The organism is Neptunicoccus cionae, assembly GCF_014643735.1.
Taxonomy (GTDB): domain Bacteria; phylum Pseudomonadota; class Alphaproteobacteria; order Rhodobacterales; family Rhodobacteraceae; genus Amylibacter; species Amylibacter cionae.
Genome location: NZ_BMKA01000001.1, coordinates 40,643 through 57,038, shown reverse-complemented (window position 1 = coordinate 57,038; position 16,396 = coordinate 40,643). Strand labels below are relative to the sequence as shown.

16 protein-coding genes are annotated in these 16,396 nt (G+C 58.7%); 6 read left to right on the top strand and 10 right to left on the bottom strand.

Annotated elements, in window-relative coordinates:
* Positions 1–13: 13 nt before the first annotated feature.
* The 7 genes from IEX10_RS00210 to IEX10_RS00180 form a co-directional block, all read right to left on the bottom strand.
* A complete protein-coding gene (locus tag IEX10_RS00210) occupies positions 14–1,330 on the bottom strand; it encodes a M16 family metallopeptidase (RefSeq protein WP_188669765.1) in 1,317 nt (438 codons plus the stop codon).
* Positions 1,327–2,673 carry a M16 family metallopeptidase gene (locus tag IEX10_RS00205; RefSeq protein ID WP_188669763.1) on the bottom strand — a complete coding sequence of 449 codons (1,347 nt, stop codon included), beginning with the start codon at positions 2,671–2,673 and terminating at the stop codon, positions 1,327–1,329. Before IEX10_RS00205 ends, IEX10_RS00210 begins: the two co-directional genes overlap by 4 nt.
* Positions 2,674–2,777: 104 nt before the next feature.
* Entirely contained in the window at positions 2,778–3,323 is a 546-nt protein-coding gene (locus tag IEX10_RS00200; protein ID WP_188669761.1) for a DUF3035 domain-containing protein, read from the bottom strand.
* Positions 3,324–3,372: 49 nt separating this feature from the next.
* Positions 3,373–3,846: a signal peptidase II gene (locus IEX10_RS00195; RefSeq protein ID WP_188669760.1), complete on the bottom strand. Its 474-nt coding sequence runs from the start codon at positions 3,844–3,846 to the stop codon at positions 3,373–3,375.
* A gap of 15 nt (positions 3,847–3,861) precedes the next feature.
* Entirely contained in the window at positions 3,862–5,454 is a 1,593-nt protein-coding gene (gene purH / locus IEX10_RS00190) for a bifunctional phosphoribosylaminoimidazolecarboxamide formyltransferase/IMP cyclohydrolase (protein ID WP_188669758.1), read from the bottom strand.
* A 70-nt stretch (positions 5,455–5,524) separates the two neighbouring features.
* Positions 5,525–7,252 (bottom strand): heparinase II/III family protein, encoded by a 1,728-nt coding sequence (locus IEX10_RS00185; protein ID WP_188669756.1) that lies wholly within the window; start codon positions 7,250–7,252, stop codon positions 5,525–5,527.
* Positions 7,253–7,308: 56 nt separating this feature from the next.
* Positions 7,309–8,595, bottom strand: a complete 1,287-nt coding sequence (locus IEX10_RS00180; protein WP_188669753.1) for an RsmB/NOP family class I SAM-dependent RNA methyltransferase — start codon at positions 8,593–8,595, stop codon at positions 7,309–7,311.
* A 133-nt stretch (positions 8,596–8,728) separates the two neighbouring features.
* On the opposite strand from IEX10_RS00180, the gene IEX10_RS00175 reads away from it, so the two are divergent.
* Positions 8,729–8,911 (top strand): DUF1674 domain-containing protein, encoded by a 183-nt coding sequence (locus IEX10_RS00175; RefSeq protein ID WP_188669752.1) that lies wholly within the window; start codon positions 8,729–8,731, stop codon positions 8,909–8,911.
* 28 nt (positions 8,912–8,939) lie between these two features.
* Here IEX10_RS00175 and dapB read toward each other — a convergent pair whose 3' ends face one another.
* Positions 8,940–9,749 carry a 4-hydroxy-tetrahydrodipicolinate reductase gene (dapB, locus tag IEX10_RS00170; RefSeq protein ID WP_188669750.1) on the bottom strand — a complete coding sequence of 270 codons (810 nt, stop codon included), beginning with the start codon at positions 9,747–9,749 and terminating at the stop codon, positions 8,940–8,942.
* A 128-nt stretch (positions 9,750–9,877) separates the two neighbouring features.
* Here dapB and rbfA point away from each other — a divergent pair, with 128 nt between their 5' ends.
* Genes rbfA through IEX10_RS00150 form a run of 4 tightly spaced genes read left to right on the top strand, consistent with a single transcriptional unit; the run spans position 9,878 to position 12,515 of the window.
* The gene (gene rbfA, locus IEX10_RS00165) at positions 9,878–10,282 is read left to right on the top strand and encodes a 30S ribosome-binding factor RbfA (RefSeq protein WP_188669747.1); all 405 of its coding nucleotides are present in this window, start codon (positions 9,878–9,880) and stop codon (positions 10,280–10,282) included.
* A gap of 51 nt (positions 10,283–10,333) precedes the next feature.
* Positions 10,334–11,086 (top strand): phosphodiester glycosidase family protein, encoded by a 753-nt coding sequence (locus tag IEX10_RS00160; protein WP_188671534.1) that lies wholly within the window; start codon positions 10,334–10,336, stop codon positions 11,084–11,086.
* Between the two features lie 12 nt (positions 11,087–11,098).
* On the top strand, positions 11,099–12,016 hold the full coding sequence (truB, locus tag IEX10_RS00155; RefSeq protein WP_188669746.1) for a tRNA pseudouridine(55) synthase TruB: 918 nt from the start codon (positions 11,099–11,101) through the stop codon (positions 12,014–12,016).
* Entirely contained in the window at positions 12,006–12,515 is a 510-nt protein-coding gene (locus tag IEX10_RS00150) for a DUF1643 domain-containing protein (RefSeq protein WP_188669743.1), read from the top strand. Before truB ends, IEX10_RS00150 begins: the two co-directional genes overlap by 11 nt.
* An 84-nt stretch (positions 12,516–12,599) precedes the next feature.
* Here IEX10_RS00150 and ileS read toward each other — a convergent pair whose 3' ends face one another.
* The gene (gene ileS, locus IEX10_RS00145) at positions 12,600–15,503 is read right to left on the bottom strand and encodes an isoleucine--tRNA ligase (protein WP_188669741.1); all 2,904 of its coding nucleotides are present in this window, start codon (positions 15,501–15,503) and stop codon (positions 12,600–12,602) included.
* Between the two features lie 227 nt (positions 15,504–15,730).
* On the bottom strand, positions 15,731–16,153 hold the full coding sequence (locus tag IEX10_RS00140) for an RrF2 family transcriptional regulator (RefSeq protein ID WP_229678377.1): 423 nt from the start codon (positions 16,151–16,153) through the stop codon (positions 15,731–15,733).
* A gap of 87 nt (positions 16,154–16,240) precedes the next feature.
* On the opposite strand from IEX10_RS00140, the gene IEX10_RS00135 reads away from it, so the two are divergent.
* Entirely contained in the window at positions 16,241–16,396 is a 156-nt protein-coding gene (locus IEX10_RS00135; protein ID WP_188669738.1) for a hypothetical protein, read from the top strand.

The following is a 16,396-nucleotide window of genomic DNA, read 5'->3' as shown; positions in this document are numbered from 1 at the left end:
GCGCCGAAACCTGCTACTGGGTGGAGTCCACCCCTTCCGGTTGCCCGACCACGACGAACTGCAGGGCATCTGAATTAAGGTTTTCCTTCGCCACGCGGGAGATATCCTCAACCGTGACTGCATTCACCCTGTCATTGCGCGTGTTGGCGTAATCAATCGGGAAATAATCAAGCTGGCTGCTGACCAAAATCCGCGCGATCCGGCTGTTCCCGTCAAAGCGCAGAGCATAGCTGCCGGTGAGGTACTTCTTCGCTTTTTCAAGCTCGTCCTCAGTCACGCCCTCTTCCGCCATTCGCGCCCATTCGGTGCGGATAACGTCAATTGCCTGCCCGATGGTGCCATTGCCCGAAGCAACGGAGCCGCCGTAATACTGCGTCGCCTCCATCCAGTTCAGATAGGAATACACGCCATAGGTCAGCCCTCGTTTTTCGCGCACTTCTTCCGTCAAACGAGAGCCAAAACCGCCACCGCCCAGAATGTGGTTCATCACATAGACCGGCATGAAATCAGGGTGCTGCATGTTGATGTCAGAGTCCTGCGCCCAGATCGCAACCGATTGTGGCGACGGAAAGTCCACAACAGTCACACCCGCCGGAGCCGCAAATTCAACCTTTTCAGGCAGCGGCGCACCGGTTGCAGGCAGCGCGCCCAGCAGACGGTCCAGCATCGGGCCAAGCTCTGCGGCAGTGACATCACCAACGACGCCGATCACCAGATGATCCTTGCCCAGCGCCGCTTTATGGGCCGCCACCAGATCATCACGGGTCAATGCTGTAACAGATTCAATCGTCCCGTCAGAGGGACGCCCGTAGGGGTGATCCCCGAAAGCGATTTCCGACATGGTTTTTTGCGCAATGGCTTGGGGGTCTTCCAACGCGCTTTGCAATCCGGTGATCACCTGCCCGCGTACCCGTTCGATTGCAGGGGCGTTAAAGGCCGGTTCCACAATCGCTTTGCGCAGCAGGTCAAGCGCTTCATCCGCGTTGGACTTCAGCACCTGCGCGCTGATCCGCACAGAATCCCGCCCCGCATCAAAACTGAAATTCGCCGCCAAAGATTCCGTGGCTCGACGGTAGGCCGCCGCATCCATATCCCCTGTGCCCTCTTCCAGCAGCCCCATCATCAGATTGGTAGCCCCGAGGTTTTCCGGCGTATCAAGCGATGTTCCCCCGCGAAAGGCAATCTGCAGGGCGATAAAGGGAATGGAAGGCTCATTAACCAGCCAGGCTTTGATCCCGCCTTCGCTGGTGACTTCTTCGATCTTGATCTGGGCCGCAGCGGGCAGCGCGATCAGGACCATTACACATACAGCAGCAAACTTGCGTATCATTGGGCAGGCTCCTCTGTCGGGGTCAGCATCAGACCCGTTACCGATTTTCGCATATCAAGCACCTTGGCCGCAGCCTCCATCACCTGTTCCGGCGTGACGGATTGCAGGGTTTTGGACCAGCTTTGCACGTCTTCTACAGTCAGCCCCGCCGTGATCGCCCGACCATAGGTGCGGGCCACATCGGACTGGTTGTCCAATTCGTAAATGTCTTCGGCGGCGATCTGGGTTTTCAAACGCTTCAGATGCTCCATATCCACACCGTCTTTCAGGAAATCCGCCAGAACCGTATCCATCGCCGCCTCTAACTGCTCCAGCGACACACCCGGACGGGGCATGGCATAGATGCCGAAGGTTTCAGGATCATACGAGGTCGAGTCGTACCAAGCGTCGGTATAAACTGCCAGTTGTTGGTCCAGTTGTAACTTTTGTCCCAGAACGGACGACAGGCCCGAACCGCCCAGCAGGTAAGACAGGATCGTCAGCGCAGCGGCTTCGTCCTGATTGCCAGACTGGCGTTTGGGGGCAAGGTAGCTGCGCACCAGATAGGGTTGGGACTGGCGCGGATCGCTAAAGCTCAGCCGCACCGCCGACAGGTGTGGCGGTTCCTGCGGACGCACCCGTGGCGGGATGTTGTCCGACGGTTCCAGCGGGCCAAAGTGTTCCTGCGCCAGTGCCTTGACCTGTTCGGGGGTCACATCGCCCGCCACCACAAGGGTCGCATTGTTCGGCGCGTAATACGTCCGGTAGAACGCAATCGCATCATCAAGGTTCAGCGCCTCAATCTCGTGCCGCCAGCCGATCACCGGATTGCGGTATGGATGGTTCATAAATGTCATGGCACGGCGTTGTTCCTGAAACAGGCTACGCGGATCACTTTCAATACGGGAGTTCCGCTCTTCCAGCACCACATTCCGTTCCGTGATCACTTCATCCTCGGTCAGCACCAGATTGCGCATCCGATCCGCCTCAAGCTGCATCATCAGGGGCAAACGGTCCACTGCGACGCGCTGGAAATAGCCGGTGTAATCATACGAGGTAAAGGCATTGTCCACGCCGCCATTTTCCTTGACGGTCTTGCTGAACTCACCAGGTTTCAGGGTGTCTGTGCCCTTGAACATAAGATGTTCCAGAAAATGCGCCACGCCGGTCATGCCGGGGGGTTCATCCGCAGAGCCGACGTTATACCAGACCATATTGGTGACAATCGGTGCGCGGTGATCTTCGATCACAATGCCCTTCAGCCCGTTATCCAGTTCGAATGTCGTAACCTTGCCTGTCTCGGCCTGTGCTGCAAATGGCACAATGGCCACAGAACACACGATAGCTAAAGCCCTGAAGATCATGGGGCCCCCATTGTGAGTGAAAGTTAAAGTAACTTTAGGTATTAAACCGCTACATTCAACGGCAGGCCGGTGAATATTCGGTAAACATCCCGTGCATTCAGGCTCTAGCGATCACTTTGCGGTGAAACCGATGGTGTCTTTACATTGCTGCGCCGCATCAGATCATTCGTGCGGCGCGCTTTGAGGGTCTGATCCTCGTAGTCTTGCAAGTACGTGTCCACTTTGAACAGGCGTTGCAGGAACAAGGGGCCGTTGTCCTCACGGTATTGGGCGTCTTCCTTGGCCAGAACCTCACGGATCTCCGGTGCGGCGCCATTGCGCGTTGCCGCTGCCAGAAGCGGGCCTTCACCGCTGTTAATAGTCGTGCTGTCCAGACGGGCCGGTTGTCCGCCAAGGGCCGCAACTGCGTCATGTTCGGGCAAAAGGTCGGTACGGTTACGTGTCCCGGGTGCAGGTTCAGGCAAAGCGGCCAGATCATCGGGCAGCGTCAGCGGCTTGTTCGGAACGATCCCGAATTCGTCGGGTCCGGCATCTGTGGCACCACCGGCAAAGAACCGCCCGATCCCTTTAGAAGTATCGCACCCGGCCACGGCTGCTACCAAGGCAAGCGCGCCAATCCACTTCAAACCGGACTTTTTAAAGGCTATCATATCGTCACCTAAGGAATTTTTGTCGTTTTATCGCAGATTTCATCCGCCGTCACGCCCTTCTGTTGAGCCGCTCTGAAAACAGTACTAGCCCAAAAGCCCCGATGAAAATAGCGATGTCGGCAACGTTAAAGGAAAACGGGTTTCTAAAGCCACAGCACGACATGTTCAGGAAGTCCGCAACAGCCCCGTAGACCACACGGTCCACTGTGTTGCCCAGCGCCCCGCCGACGATACAGCCGATCAGAAAGGCACCGAACCAACTGCTGAAATTGCGGCCCCACCATAACACCCATCCTGAAATGACAATGGAAACCGCGATCAAGAACCAGCGCATGGCATCCACTTCAAGACCAGACATCAAACCAAAGTTGATGCCCTCGTTCCACGCCATGCGAAAGTTGACCAGGGGCGGCAGCACATCAATCGCAAGCCGCGTTTTCAGGTCCAGAAGCTCGACCACGAAAAGTTTCGTGATCTGATCCAGAGCGAAAATACCAAGGCTCATGGTGAGTATGCGCCGCATGTTCTGATCCTTTGCTTAGTGGCGGAAGTGGCGCATGCCGGTAAAGACCATGGCCAGTCCGGCCTCGTCTGCGGCGGCGATTACTTCGTCATCGCGCATGGAACCACCGGGCTGGATCACAGCCGTTGCCCCTGCTTCGGCCGCAGTCAACAGACCGTCGGAAAAGGGAAAGAACGCATCTGATGCCACAACCGACCCTTTGGTCAGTGGTTCTGCCAGACCCAGCACTTCGGCCATGTCCTGCGATTTGCGCGCGGCAATACGTGTGCTGTCAACGCGGCTCATCTGGCCAGCGCCCACACCAACTGTTGCACCGTCTTTCACATAGACAATCGCGTTGGATTTGACGTGCTTGGCAATTTTCCACGCCAGCAGCAGATCGGCCAATTCCTGCGCATCCGGCGCGCGTTTGGTTACAACCTTCAGATCGGATTCAGTGATAAACCCGTTGTCGCGGTCCTGAATAAGATAGCCACCGGAAACCTGTTTCCACGTCTGCCCCGCACTGCGCACATCCGGCAGACCGCCGGTTGTCAGCAGACGCAGGTTCTTTTTCGCGGCAAAGACTTCCTTCGCTTCGTCTGTTACCTCAGGGGCGATAACCACCTCGGTGAAGATTTCCACGATCTGTTTGGCGGTTGCCCCGTCCAGTGTCTGGTTCAGCGCAATGATCCCGCCGAAAGCCGACGTGCGGTCACAATCAAATGCGGATTGATACGCCTCGGCCAACGTCGCGCCACGGGCCACGCCACACGGGTTGGCGTGTTTGATGATGGCACAGGCCGGACCGTCTGCCGGATCGAATTCGGCCACCAACTCGAACGCGGCATCCGTGTCGTTGATGTTGTTGTAGGACAGTTCCTTGCCCTGATGTTGCTTGGCTGTTGCCACGCCAGGCCGCGTGCTGCCGTCTGTGTAAAACGATGCAGACTGGTGCGGGTTTTCCCCGTAGCGCAGGCTTTGCGCAAGTGTGCCGGCAATCGCTTTGCGCCGTGGCGCGTCCTGTTTGATCGCGCCTGCCATCCAAGTCGAAACAGCCGCGTCATAAGCCCCGGTGCGGGCATAGGCGGTTTGGGCCAGTGTTTGACGGAAGGCCATGCCGGTTTGCCCGTCATTTGCATCAAGTTCAGTCAGCAGCGCGTCGTAGTCTTCAACATCCACCACCACAGACACAAACCCGTGGTTCTTGGCAGCGGCGCGGATCATCGCGGGGCCGCCAATGTCGATGTTTTCAATGCAGGTTTCGTAATCGCCACCTGCGGCTACTGTGGCTTCAAACGGGTAGAGGTTCACCACCAGCAGGTCGATTGCGCCAATGCCGTGTTCGTCCATAGCTGCCTGATGATCGGCATTGTCCCGCAGCGCCAGCAAGCCGCCATGCACCATCGGGTGCAGGGTTTTAACGCGACCATCCATCATTTCGGGGAATTTTGTTATGTCGGACACATCCTTGACCGGCAGACCTGCCTCGCGGATCGCTTTGGCGGTGCCGCCGGTGGACAGCAGTTCCACGCCTTTGGCATCCAGAGCCGTAGCCAGTTCGATCAATCCGGTTTTATCAGATACAGACAGCAGCGCACGGCGCAGGGGTTGCAGGTTTTGTGACATGAGAGCAGATCATTCCTTGTGTCATAGGCCGCCGCCCTTTTGAAATCCGCCCCAAAAACAGGGTTTTCAATCATGCCGGGCGCGACAGGGTCCAGCGTATGACGCCCTCATACTCAACAACTGCGGAAGTGGCCACAACCTCTTTTGTCGCGCGTGGACCCAATCGGCCCTGCTCGAAATAGATCGTGTCATGCAGCGTCAGTTTCAGCCCGTCAGCCCGCAACAACCACACCTCTCCGTTCTGCAAAGTGACCGAGGCAACTGTATCCCCCATATCAAGGGCGACGCGGGCGTCAGGATGCAGGCGGAAATGCGCAGCAAAAGGCAGTTCGCGGTTCTGCCCCATGTCCGCCGCCGCAGCTGCAAAGCGAACTTTCTCTGCTGTGGTTTTCGCAAAGATGCGGTCATGCCCCTGAACCTCGGCCCCAGTGTGCAGCACTGCGATTTCACGGCTGTGGGTCAGGCCAAAGGACGCGGCGTAACCGTCGTGACTGCACAAAACCGCCTCTCCGAACTGGTTGTTGTCCCGCTGAAGCGTGATTTTTCGTGGTGCATCAATCAGTTGCTGTCCGTAAATCCGGCGCACAAAACCGGAACCCGCAAACCGCGCAAGGGACGCCCCTGCTATTGTCACGGCACTATGGGCCGCTGTGGCGCGGGCGGCGCTGTGAAGGTTGGCCGAAAACCCGCGGGCAGAGCCCATACTGACCAGAACCGGCAGCTTGCCCGAGTACATCTCCACCGCGAGTGTAGAGGCATGGGCCCGCTCCGGTGCGCCAATCACCGGAAGCCGCGCCGAATCCATCAGCACCACAGTGCCCCCCGCCGAAAGCCGTGCGAATCCCATCGCACCCCCCTGCCGCGCTGGTGATCCGATCCCCGCATCTGCCAGCGCCTGATCAATTCGGTCCGCCTGCCCCGTATCCCCGCCATGAAACCGCGCCATCGTGCCATCACCAAAGCGCAAGGCCCGAATCGCAGGGGCCATCCGTTGCAGCGCGCGGATAATTTCGGGATTGATATAATCCCCGTCCGAACTGACCGCCTGATTGACCGAGGACAACAGCGTAAAGATTTCCATTAGCTCTTCGGGGTTACGACTGGAGATACCGCCATCCTGTGCGATCTCCCGCTGGCATTCCCGCCCGAGCGCCCGCAGCGCCGGTGCCAGCACGTGATCCTGCCCTTCCAGCGCCAGCCCGCAATAAACAAGACCCGTCAGCGCCTCGAACCGGGGAAATCCGGCATGGGCCGACTTCCAGCGTTTCAACAGAAAGCGGGACTGGTGGCCAAGGGCTGCGAAATAGGCGCGGGACTGGTCAGGTTCAGCATGGTGCAGGATCAGGATCGCGTGATTGATCCAGCGCACCACCCGCCTTCCTGTCACATCCGGCGCCCAGCCGTCACCACGCCCGCCGCCGAACCGCGCGATCCAGTCGAACAGCCAGACCTGCGCCTGTTTGCGGGCCTCGGGCGTGTCCACTGCCACCACATCATCAAGCCAGTTGAACCCGTGCAGTTCTGCCGCCGTTTCGGGATCATCCAGCGCGGCCCCCCAAAGCACACCCTTACCCTGTTCGACCACATCCCCCTGCACCAGATGGTTGCCTGCAAGCACCTGCAAGCCACGGGTCGCCAGACCATAGGATCGCGGATCGGGTTGGGATTTAAAGGCTTTCGCTGGGGCCGCAAAACGGGCCATGCGCAGGGCGAGGAAATCCCGCCACCGCATCCAGCGCCGCCGACAAGCCTCGGCCATCGCCATTGGATACCAGTGCAATCGCGCACCTTCAGTCATATCAGCCCCACGCCCGTATTCTCCACAAGATATAGGGGGTTAGCGCCATGCTGTCATCACTGCTTGTGCAGGCGGGCCATATAAAAACCATCCATGCCACCCCGCTCCGGCCAGTAATCCGGCCGCAGGCGGATCGCGCCGGTTGAAACCTGCCATTCAGGTGTCAGGCCCAGCGCGGCGGCATCGACCGGCGCTTCGACCAGATCGGTCGGTTCCAGCGCGCGGGCGATCTGGCGTTCCCCTTCGGCGGGGATCAGGCTGCAAGTGGCATAGACCATCTGCCCGCCCGGTTTCAGCCAGCCAGCCGCCCGTTGCAACATGTTCTGTTGCAGATCCAGCAGCGGTTTGAGATCGAGCGAGGGCCGCACATAGGGCAAGTCAGGATGGCGGCGAATGGTGCCAGTGGCCGAACAGGGCGCATCCAGCAGGATTGCGTCGAACGGTTCGTCCGGTGTCCAGTGCATCGCATTGGCCACTTCCATGCGCGGACGGAACCCCATGCGCCGTGTGTTTTCCATCACGCGGTGCATCCGTTCGGGCGAGAGATCCAGTGCGGTCACATCTGCCCCTGCCGCGCAAAGCTGCATGGTCTTACCACCGGGTGCCGCGCAAAGGTCGAGCACTCGTTTACCGCTGATATCCCCCATCAGGCGCACTGGCATGGCGGCAGCTGCGTCTTGCACCCACCACGCGCCCTCTTCAAAACCGTCGAGCGCGGAAATCTGCCCCGGCTGATGCAAACGCAGGCTGCCAGTCGGCAACAGTTCAGCGCCCAGCTTTTCGGCCCACTCTGCCCCTTTGGACGGATCACGCAGGGTCAAATCTACAGGGGGGCGTTCCAGATGGGCGCGTTCAATGGCCTCTGTCCCCTCTGGCCCGAAGGCTTTGACAATCGCGCCGCGCAGGGCTTTGGGCAGTTGAGGAACCGGCATATCCTGTAGCGCGGACACGTCCAGCTCCCCCAGTTTACGCCCAACGGCATTCACCATTCCGGCAAGGTGCTTGGTCTTCTGACTGGCCCGTGCAATTTCCACCGCGGCATTCACAGCACCGTGGGCCGGAATACCATCCAGAACGATTTCAGCCGCGCAGACCCGCAAAGCGTTGAGCGCGCGCAACGGTGGCTTGTGATCCATGAACTCTGCCAGCACCGCATCAATACGGGGCATATGGCGCAAGGTGAGGGCCGCAAGCGACTGCGCGCGCGCACGATCAGCGGGCACCAGTTTTGCCAGAGGTCCGTCTTCACGCTGCACCGAATCGCCCAGCATCTGGTGATCCATAAGAACCGCGTGTATCAGCGCAACTGCACCAAACCGGGCCGATGTGGAGGATTTTACCATCCGGTATCCCTTTGTTCTGTCCGGTCCCTGCCCGCCATTAGCGGATCATCAGGGCGGATCGGGTGTTTTTACATTCAATCCGGATCGGATAAAGTGTTAAGACAGCTTTAGACCAGTCATCAGGCAGACACAAATGAGCGACGACGAAAAACAGAAAAAACTGCAAGCCGCAGCAGAGCGGGCACTAGCCGAGGCCGCCGCCCGCAAGGCAGAAGCCGCACCGCTAGACCTGCCGTCGGAACTCGGCGGACGGGACGGACCGGAACCCACCCGCTTTGGCGATTGGGAAAAGAAGGGCATCGTGTCGGATTTCTGAATAACCTCCGACACTCTTGCCGTGCTGGTTACAGCCCCAGCACGTCCATCATATCGTATTCGCCCGGATTTTTGCCCTGCCCCCAGATCGCGGCCTTCACCGCGCCGCGCGCAAAAATGCGCCGGTCGGTGGCAAGGTGACGTAGCACAATGCGTTCCCCCTCAGCGGCAAAGATCACATCGTGTTCCCCGACCACATCGCCACCACGAATGGCGCTGAACCCGATGTCACCCCGTTTGCGCGCGCCGGTGATCCCGTCCCGCCCGCGATCCGCCACATCATCCAACGCAACGCCGCGCCCTTCGGCGGCCGCCTCGCCCAGCATCAGGGCCGTACCACTTGGGGCGTCTACTTTGTGGCGATGATGGGCCTCCACCACTTCGATGTCGAAATCCTCATCCAGCGCCTGCGCAACCTTTCTGGTGAGCTGCACCAGCAGATTGACCCCAAGGCTCATGTTGCCAGCGCGAATGATCGGCGCATGGCGCGCCGCCGCGGACAGTTTGGCCAGATGACTGTCATCCATACCAGTCGTGCCGATCACATGAACCGCACGGGCCTGTGCCGCCAGTGCCGCATGTTCAACGGTGGCGTCAGGGCTGGTAAAATCAATCACCGCCTGCGCTTTGGCGAATACCTCCAGCGGGTCATCCGACACTGTGACCCCCAAATCGGCGCCCCCCATGCAAGCGCCCAAATCCTTACCGATCCATTCATGTCCCGCACGCTCTGTCACGCCCGCTAGGGTGGCCTGATCGCTGTCCAGAACCGTCTGTATCAACATCCGCCCCATACGGCCCGAAGCGCCCACGATCGCGATGGCTGGTTGGTCTGACATGAACTTGCTCCTATACTGTGCTTGGTTCGGCTTTACCCCGCCTACAGGCAAAGTCAAAGCCCCCGTGACGCAAAGCCATGTTGTAAGCTGTGGGTTTCTGCCATAAATGGGCTGAAAAAGAGGATACCATGGCCAAACGCACACAAGATTCATCCGCAGGCCCGAGCCAGCGCCAGCTGCGCGTCGGGGAACTGATCCGCCGCAGCCTTGCGGAAACCCTGTCCCGTGGCGACATCCACGATCCCGATCTGGCCCATGTCTCTATCACGGTCGGAGAGGTCCGCCCCACCCCCGACCTGCGCAAGGCGGTGGTCCACGTGCTGCCTCTTGGCGGGGTGAACGCCGATCTGGTGATTGAGGCGCTGAACAAGAACACCTACGAGCTACGCCGTTCGATCAACAAAAACCTAGATCTGAAATACTCGCCAGAGCTGAAGTTCGTCTACGACCGCACCTTTGACCAGATGGACGAAACCCGCCGCCTGTTGGAGCAATCCAGCGTGAAGCAGGATCTGGACAAAGACGAGTCGTAAAAAACCGCAGCAGGACACGGCAACTCAAAAGTCAAAAGGCAAAACGGCATGATGCGAACACTGGTTACACTCTTGCTCTGCGCTGCTGGACTGTCCGGAACTGCCCACGCCCAAAGTGGCGAGTCTCCTTGCCGCGATGTCAGTTATAAATCTGTCAGCTATACGGTTTGCACCGCTGATATGACGCAAGACCGGCTAGAACTGTATTTATACACGGAGGCGGGCAAACCCTATGGCCAGTTCGCCAGCCTCGACCGGATGTTGCTGGCCAAGGGCAAGAAGCTGGCCTTTGCGATGAACGCGGGGATGTATCACGAAAACCGCGCGCCGGTGGGACACTACATCGAGAACGGCACAGAACTGCAAAGGGTGATCCCGAACGCTGGTCCGGGGAACTTTGGCCTGCTGCCAAACGGGGTGTTTTGTGTCCGGCAGGGCCGCGCCGATGTGATCGAAACCCTGCGCTATCTCGACGATCAACCCACTTGCACCCATGCCACCCAATCCGGCCCGATGCTGGTGATTGATGGCAAACTGCACCCCCGTTTCCTGCCCGACAGCGACAGCCGCTATATCCGCAACGGGGTGGGCACCAGCCGTGACGGAAAGACCGCAACTTTCGTGATTTCCAACGCGCCGGTCAATTTTCACGCATTTGCCAGCTTTTTTCGCGATTATCTGAAGCTGCCACAGGCACTTTACTTTGACGGCAACATTTCCCGCCTGTATGCCCCCAACCTTAACCGTTCGGATTTCGGCTTTACCTCGTTGGGTCCGATCATCGGTGTTGTGACAGACAAGTAGCAGGGCAAGCAAATGGGACGTAAACGCAAGGGCCGCGATATCTCGGGCTGGCTGGTGGTGGACAAACCCGCTGGCATCACCTCCACCGCAGTTGTGAACAAGGTGAAATGGGCGATGAACGCGAATAAAGCGGGCCACGCAGGCACGCTTGACCCTGAAGCTACCGGCGTTCTGGCCGTGGCGCTGGGGGAGGCGACCAAAACCGTGCCCTACATTACTGACGCGCTGAAAGCTTATGCTTTTACTGTGCGGCTCGGTCAGGCGACCAACACTGATGACACCGAAGGCGAGGTCATTGCCAGCAGCGACGACCGCCCCACAGATGCACAGATCAAAGCCGCCCTCGGCAGTTTTGTCGGTGACATAGAACAAATCCCGCCCAAGTTCTCCGCCGTCAAGGTGGACGGACAGCGCGCCTATAAAATGGCCCGTGGCGGGGATGAGGATTTCGAACTCGCGCCGCGCCCGCTCTGGGTGGAAGACCTGTCCTTTCTGTCCCGCCCTGATGCGGATCATGTGGAACTGGAACTGGTCTGTGGCAAAGGCGGCTATGTGCGCTCTATCGCGCGCGATCTGGGGGAAAAGCTCGGCTGTTACGGCCATGTGCTGACCCTGCGCCGCATCTGGTCCGGCCCGTTTGAAACCTCTGACGGGATCGGCCTTGAGACCATCGACGAACTGGCAAAAACACCGGAACTCGACCAGTATCTGCTGCCGCTGGAAACCGGCCTTACTGACCTGCCTGCCCTTTCCTGCCGCGTTGAGGACGCCGCCCGCCTGCGCAATGGCAATCCGGGCATGGTGATCACATCGGATCTGGAATACGGCGACGAGGCATGGGTGGCCTGTAACGGTGAACCCGTCGCCATCGGCATCTACAAAGCCGGAGAGCTGCACCCCACCCGCGTCTTTGTGCGCCATGACAATTGAGCGGCACCACACCAAAGGCGATGCGGTGTCGGTCGCGGTCTATTCCGACTGCGAAGCCTTTCGCTACACGCTGACGCGCAAGTGGTCTGATGCGGGCGGGCATGTGTTGTTTGTCATGCTCAACCCGTCCACCGCGACCGAGGTACAGAACGATCCCACTGTGGAACGCTGCGAACGCCGCGCCCGCGCCTTGGGCTTTGGCGGCTTTACCGTCTGCAACATCTTTGCTTACCGCGCCACTGATCCGCGCGATATGCGCGCCGCCCATGATCCGGTCGGCCCTGAAAACGATGCTGCAATCCTTGCCGCTGCCAAAACCGCCGACCGCATCGTCTGCGCATGGGGCACCCACGGCGCCCATCTGGGTCGCGGTCCGCTGATGGAACAGCTGCTGCGGGCGCAGGACAAACCGCTTTACCACCTCGGCCTGTCCAAAGCCGGCCACCCAAAACACCCACTCTACATCGCCTACACGACACAGCCGGAGATTTGGGACTAAGCCATAGGCTTCAATGTTCCCCAAATACTCAAAAGGGGCCCCGAAGGGCCCCAATCAATAATCTCCGAATTTTCCCGGCGCCCCTTACAAAGCAGCTGAACACCGCCCGCAGGTACCGGGATGCTCATGGGTGCCCACATCCGGCAGAATCTTCCAGCAGCGCTGGCATTTCTCGCCCTCGGCGGTTTCAAACACAACACCGACCCCATCGATATCGGGCATACGGAACGCCTCGGCAGGGATCGGATCATCTGTCAGTGTCACAGCCGAAGTGATGCAGATATCCGCGAATGGCGTGGATTTCAGCGCCTGTAGGACATCCGCGTCGCGCACATGCACAACCGGAGCGGCCTCTAGCGAAGCACCGATCACCTTATCGCGGCGCTGAACCTCGATCGCGCCTGTTACAACGCGGCGCACACGGCGGATTTTCTCCCATTTCGCGGCCAGACCCTCGTCCCGCCATTCGCCCGGCGTGTTGGGGAAATCCTGCAAATGGACAGAGCTTTCTTCGCCCGGATAGCGTTCCAGCCAGACATCTTCCATCGTGAACACCAGCATCGGTGCCAGCCAAGTTGTCAGCCGCTCGAACAGCAGGTTCAGAACCGTGCGGGCCGAACGCCGTTCATGGCTGTCCGCGCCATCACAGTACAGAACATCCTTGCGGATATCGAAATAGACCGAAGACAGATCAACCGTGCAGAACTGGAACAACTGCTGCAAAACACTCTGGAAGTTATAGGCGCTATAGCCGGTTTGAACCACGTGATCCAACTCTGCCAGACGATGCAGCACCCAGCGCTCCAGCTCTGGCATATCAGCTGGTTCCACCTTTTCCGCATCGCTAAACCCGTCCAGATTGCCCAGCAGGAACCGCATGGTGTTGCGCAGGCGGCGATAGCTGTCTGCTACGCCTTTCAGGATTTCCGGCCCGATCCGCTGGTCGGCGGTAAAGTCGGTTTGCGCCACCCACAGACGCAGAATATCCGCGCCGTATTGTTTGACGATGGTTTCCGGCACGATGGTGTTGCCGATGGATTTGGACATCTTCATGCCCTTTTCATCGAGCGTGAACCCGTGGGTCACAACCGCCTTATACGGCGCGCGTCCCTTGGTGCCACAGGCCTGCAACATCGACGAATGGAACCAGCCGCGATGCTGGTCGGTGCCTTCAAGATAGACATCTGCAATCCCGTCAGGCGAACCGTCTGCACGATCCCGCACCACGAAAGAGTGGGTCGAGCCGGAGTCAAACCACACGTCGAGAATGTCAAACACCTGATCCCAATCCTCGTGCGGGTAGTCATCCCCAAGGAACCGCGCCTTGGCACCGTCTTCGTACCAGCAATCCGCACCCTGAGCGCGGAAGGCTTCGGCGATACGGGCGTTCACGGCATCGTCGCGCAGGATGTAATCTGCATCCGTTGGCAACGATCCCTTGCGGGTGAAACAAGTCAGCGGCACACCCCACGCCCGTTGGCGGGACAGAACCCAGTCAGGGCGGGATTCGATCATGGAGTACAGGCGGTTACGCCCCGTCACAGGGGTCCATTTCACCAGTTGGTCGATGGAATTCAACGCCCGCTCGCGGATGGTTTCGCCGTAGGTGTCATCGCCCCCGACAGGTTTGTCGATCGCAGCAAACCACTGGGGCGTGTTGCGATAGATCACCGGTGCTTTGGAGCGCCACGAATGGGGATAGCTGTGCTTGATCTTACCACGCGCAAGCAACCCGCCGACTTCGACCAGCTTGTCGATCACAGCTTTATTCGCATCACCCTCACCGCCTTTGCGGTTCAGGATGTATTTGCCACCAAAGAACGGCAGATCGGCGCGGAAGGAACCGTCGTCCATCACGTTGTAGGTGATGACCTGTTCCAGCATGTTCAGGTCGCGGAACAGCTCGTATTCCTCCATCCCGTGGGACGGGGCGCAGTGTACGAAACCTGTGCCTTCAGTGTCAGTTACAAAGTCCGCAGCACGGAAATCGCGCACATCGTCCCATTCACCGTTGCCCCCTTCGGCCCCCGCCAGAGGATGCAGCAGGCCCAAACCTTCCAGATCAGACGCAGGCACATCGCGCACACGGGTGTATTGCCCGTCTTCCAGCCGCGCCTTGGTCATCACATCAGCGGCCAAATTATCTGCCAGCAGGAAACGGTCACCAACATTGGCCCATGATTCCTCAGGCGTGCCAGTGACCTCGTACAATCCGTAGGAAATGTCCTTGCCGTAAACCACAGCCTTATTCGACGGCATGGTCCAAGGGGTCGTTGTCCAGATCACAACGAAAGCATCGGCCAGATCGCTATCGCCCTGCACCTTGAACTTCACCCAGACGGTAAAGCTGTCCTTATCGTGATATTCCACCTCAGCCTCGGCCAAGGCGGTTTTTTCGATAGGGGACCACATCACCGGCTTTGACCCCTGATACAGCGCACCATTCATTACGAACTTCATGAATTCTTCAGCGATCACCGCTTCGGAACTGAAATTCATGGTCAGATAAGGGTCTTCCCAGTTGCCTTGCACACCAAGGCGTTTGAACTCCTCGCGTTGGATGTCGATCCAGCCTTCAGCAAACTTGCGGCATTCCTGACGTAACTCGATGATAGGCACATCGTCCTTGTTTTTGCCCTTCTTGCGGTACTGTTCCTCGATCTTCCATTCAATCGGCAGACCGTGGCAATCCCAGCCCGGCACATAGCGGGCGTCTTTGCCCATCATCTGCTGGCTGCGCACGATAAAGTCCTTGAGGATCTTGTTCAGCGCGTGGCCGATGTGCAGGTGACCGTTGGCATAGGGCGGGCCGTCATGCAGGATGAACGGCGTGCGGTCGCCCGCCTCGGCCCGTTGTTTGTGGTACAGGTCCAGCTTGGACCATTTCTCCAGCCATTCCGGTTCACGTTTCGGCAGTCCGGCCCGCATCGGAAAATCGGTCTTCGGCAGGCGCAGGGTGTCTTTGTAGTCAGGGGTTTCGGCACACATGAGTTGTGGCTCCGTCTTTATCTTGATGTCATTTTACAAGGGCGGCGCGGGGATCCATGCGCCTTTTCCCGGCCGCTCTGAAGATCAGAGCGCCGGGCCGGTAATTCGAAGGGTGATGCCGAATATATATTTCATGGGCGCGTTATAGCCCCGTAGAACCGCCCCGTCCAGCCGAACAAACACAGGCATTTTTCATGCTGCACGACGGTCCACCGGTTGCTGTCTTGCTATACCGCCAACAATTTGCGCAGAGAGTCGCCCTGAGCCACCGTATCGGCAACCGTGTAACCGTCGAGCACGGTAAAGAACGCTTCTTGCGCCTCTTGCAAGGGGCTGCGCAAACCACAAGCCGGCAGGATGCAGCAGCTTGATCCCTGCCCCATACATTCCACCAGCACATCGGACTTGGACAGATGCCGCACCACAGCACCAAGGCGGATGTCTTTTGCCGGACGCGCCAGCCGCAAGCCACCGCCCCGCCCCCGCTCCGACAGCACAAATCCCCCCGCCACCAGCGCTGTGGCTATCTTGGCCACATGGTGTTGAGATATGCCGTATTGCGCGGCGATTTGTCCGCCGCCAAGGGCACGTTCCTGCGTAACGGCCAGCGCCATCAACACCCGCAATCCGTAATCTGTAAACTTAGTCATCTGCATGTGACATAATTAGCATTTGATATGCGCATTTGAAAGGCGTATTAAATAGGCATCCGAAATACTTATTTAAGGAATCATCTGATGGAACGTGTGGCAGATCTGATCTTGTGGCCCGGCACCAAGATATGCGAGCATCTGGATATTGACCCGAAAGGCGATCTCGGCCTGTTGCGGTCCTTCTTCAACATGCTGTTCTGGTTGCCTCTGGGTCTTATAGTGGTGTGGATGTTCAATTGA